Raw genomic sequence first — 655 nt, 5'->3', positions numbered from 1 at the left:
TATCACATGAACGTAGAGGAGAATGGTTTCGACGACGGCCTGCGCCGGGCCGCGGGACGCTCTCCCTATATTCACCTTTCCGAAAGTCATCGCGGTGTCCCAGGCACCGGAACCGTAGATTGGGAGCTGATCTTCCGGACATTGCGTGACACCGGATTCGATGGCGATCTTGTCATTGAAAGCTTTGTCTCGGTACCGCCACAGCTTGCCGCGGCACTCTGCATGTGGCGGCCGGCCGCGCCCAACGCTAGCGCTGTACTCGATCAGGGGCTGCCGTATTTGCGCGGCTTGGCGACACGCTACGGCTTCTGAGGCGACAGCTGGCGGCGACGGCCGCGGACGCAATTCCGAAAATCTAGAATCTACAACGCTCACAGGAGGAGAGTATGAAACGTCGTGACATTTTGAAGCTTACTTTGGCCGCAGGCGTGGCATTGCTGGTTGCCACGCCAAACCTCGCGATGGCGGCCAACCCAGTCATGGTAACTGTCGTTAAGATTGCCGGCATTCCGTACTTCGGTGCCCTTGAGCACGGCCTACAGGAGGCCGGAAAGCAATTCAACATCGACGTTTCCATGACCGGTCCGGCAAACATCGATCCGGCTCAGCAGGTCAAGCTGCTGGAGGACCTGATCGCCAGGAAGGTGGATGTGAT

2 protein-coding genes are annotated in these 655 nt (G+C 58.5%); both read left to right on the top strand.

The features are described from left to right. On the top strand, positions 1-312 hold a 312-nt coding region (locus EN750_RS37780; RefSeq protein WP_145968356.1), incomplete at its 5' end, for a TIM barrel protein. A gap of 74 nt (positions 313-386) precedes the next feature. Next, a partial coding sequence (locus tag EN750_RS37775) for a substrate-binding domain-containing protein (RefSeq protein ID WP_127399500.1) occupies positions 387-655 on the top strand: 269 nt, incomplete at its 3' end.

The sequence above is a fragment of the Mesorhizobium sp. M7A.F.Ca.ET.027.03.2.1 genome, from assembly GCF_003999175.1.
Taxonomy (GTDB): Bacteria; Pseudomonadota; Alphaproteobacteria; order Rhizobiales; family Rhizobiaceae; genus Mesorhizobium.
Note: the sequence above shows the minus strand (reverse complement) of the source record. Positions and strands in the feature narration are given on the sequence as shown.